Source organism: Treponema sp. R80B11-R83G3, from assembly GCF_054786115.1.
This window is the reverse complement of record NZ_BDHF01000137.1, coordinates 1-2791: the sequence shown is the minus strand read 5'-3', so window position 1 is coordinate 2791 and position 2791 is coordinate 1. Positions and strand designations below refer to the sequence as shown.

General features: G+C 40.6%; 2 protein-coding genes. Both read left to right on the top strand.

What is annotated here, in order from left to right; translation table 11 throughout:
* Positions 1–1213, top strand: a 1213-nt coding sequence (locus ACYVRH_RS11610) for a GGDEF domain-containing response regulator (protein WP_461257076.1), incomplete at its 5' end; no start/stop codon positions are given.
* Between the two features lie 246 nt (positions 1214–1459).
* A partial coding sequence (locus tag ACYVRH_RS11605; protein WP_461257075.1) for a diphosphate--fructose-6-phosphate 1-phosphotransferase occupies positions 1460–2791 on the top strand: 1332 nt, incomplete at its 3' end.

Here is a 2791-nt window from a genome sequence, read left to right as displayed (position 1 = left end):
GATTATCGCAGTAGATGATAATACTGAAAACTTGACCATCATTAAGGACACATTAAAAGGCTTATATGATGTGTTTCCATGCCAAACGGGGTTAAAGATGTTTGAATTACTGGAACATCTTACGCCGGATTTAATTCTGCTGGACGTGGAAATGCCTGTTATGAACGGATATGAAGCCATTAAAAAACTGAAAAATGACGAGAAATACAAACAAATACCGGTAATATTTCTGACCGTCATGGATGATATAAAAAGCGAAGTTGACGGTTTAAGTTTGGGGGCTGTTGATTATATTCACAAACCATTAATCGCGTCGCTTCTTATTCAGCGCATAAAAACGCATCTTGCCCTGTTGGAATACCGAAAAATAGAAGTCATTACTATGGCGACGGTAATCGCCATGGAAAATATCAAGGAAGGATTTGTTCTGGTTGACGATAAAAATAATTATTTGTCTTCAAATCCCGCCGCCAGGAAAATGTTTCCTGATATTTTAAAACTTTCAAGAGGGGAATCCGTATTATCAGTAACAAGCTGGCCTGATGATTTAAAAACCAGCGAAAATAATTCCGTGGAATTCTCCATCAATGGGGAAAAAATCAAATATTTCAAAGCCAGCATCAGCCCTGTTTTTCTTGAAAATAAAACTTTTATCGCCAAAATTTTTCTGTTCATGGATATTACCGACAATGTCAATTTAATGAAAGAACTGGAACAGGCGGCCTACATAGACTCACTTACCGGCATTTATAACAGAAGGCACTTTATAGAACTTGCGGATGCTGATATTAAGAGGGCCATCAGAATGAATCAGGAGATATATTTTGCTATGCTTGACATTGATTTCTTTAAAAATGTCAACGATACATTTGGCCATGACGCGGGAGATGTCGTTTTAAAAGAAATATCAAACATTGTCCAAAAAACCATCCGCTCCTATGATCTGTTCGGCAGGTTTGGAGGCGAAGAATTTATAATACTGTTTACCGTCATAGATAAAACGGAAGCTTACAATATAGCCGAGAGAATTCGGAAAAATATTGAACAAAACGTTATAAATTACGAGAATAATGAGATAAGGCTTACTATAAGCATAGGGATCGCGCAATTAATTAAAGATCATACCCTTGAAACCGTGATAAAGAATTCCGATAAAGCCCTCTACAAAGCAAAAAATTCAGGCCGTAATCAGGTAAAAATATTCAATGAATGAGACAATAGAGCGCGATATTCACTTGACTTTTTTTTCCGGTTTAGGCATAATCATCCTCATACGGCTTGAGCCGTAATTATTCCAACCCTTAGGAGAGTTTAGTGCCCTGCGGAAGAAAACGCAAACTGCGAAAAATCGCCACTCATAAACGCAAGAAAAAACTGCGGAAAAACAGACACAAGAACAAATAAGCTGTCCTTTTTATGCAAGGATATGAATGTCCATTCAAATCTTAAGGAGTAACTCATGAATATATCCGCTTTACAAAAGGCCCGTTATAGCTATAAGCCAAAATTACCCGCTATCTTATCAGGCCCTATTGATGATATTACCGTAAGTTTGGGCTTGCCCGCCGAAGCAATTTCGGATAAGGAAAAACTTCGCGGTATTTTTAAAAACACTTATGGAAAACCGCTTGCTTCCTTTGTAAAAGGAAAAAACGACAAAATAAAACGCGAGTTAAAAGTAGGCGTAATTCTTTCAGGCGGACAGGCTCCCGGCGGACACAATGTTATCGCCGGTTTGTTTGACGGGCTTAAAAAAGGCAACCCCAACTCCACCCTGTACGGTTTTAACGGCGGGCCGAGCGGGCTTATCAACAACAAGACAACAGTCCTTACTTCAGAAATTATCGACGAATACCGCAACACCGGCGGCTTTGACATAATAGGCTCCGGGCGTACAAAGATAGAAACAGCCGAACAGTTCGCGTCTTCTTTGGAAACCGCTAAAAAATTAAACCTTGACGCGATTGTCGTAATCGGCGGGGATGATTCCAACACAAACGCCGCTCTGTTAGCTGAATATTTTATCGAGAACGGATCTTCCGTTCAGGTAATCGGCTGTCCAAAAACAATAGACGGCGATTTAAAAAACGAACATATCGAAACTTCTTTCGGGTTTGACACGGCCTGCAAGACATACTCGGAGCTTATCGGCAACCTTTGCAGAGACACGAACAGCGCGAAAAAATACTGGCACTTTGTAAAACTTATGGGGCGCGCCGCAAGCCACATCGCGCTTGAATGCGCTTTTCAAACGCAGCCGAATATCTGCCTTATTTCGGAAGAAGTTGAGGCAATGGGAATGTCACTTAACGAAATAGTGGATCAAATCTGCGCCTCAATAGCAAAGCGGGCGGATAACGGCGATAATTTCGGCGTCGTTTTAATTCCCGAAGGACTTATCGAATTTATACCTGAAATAAAAAAATTAATAGAAGAGCTTAACGACGTAATCGCCGATGAGGAAAAAGCGTTTGCGGAGGTTACCAATTTAATCGATCAATTGTATTTTTTATCGAGCAGACTAACCGAATCTTCATACGGCGTAATGCAGTCGCTTCCTCCCGATATTTCCCAACAATTTTTAATGGACAGGGATCCGCATGGAAACGTGCAAGTCTCCAGAATTGAGACCGAAAAATTACTTGTCGGGATGGTAGAGAAAAAACTTGCAGTTATGAAACAGCAAAAATTGTACAACGGAAAATTCAGCGCTCTAACTCATTTTTTCGGCTACGAAGGCAGGTGCGCTTTCCCGTCAAATTTTGACGCGGATTACTGCTACAGCCTGGGT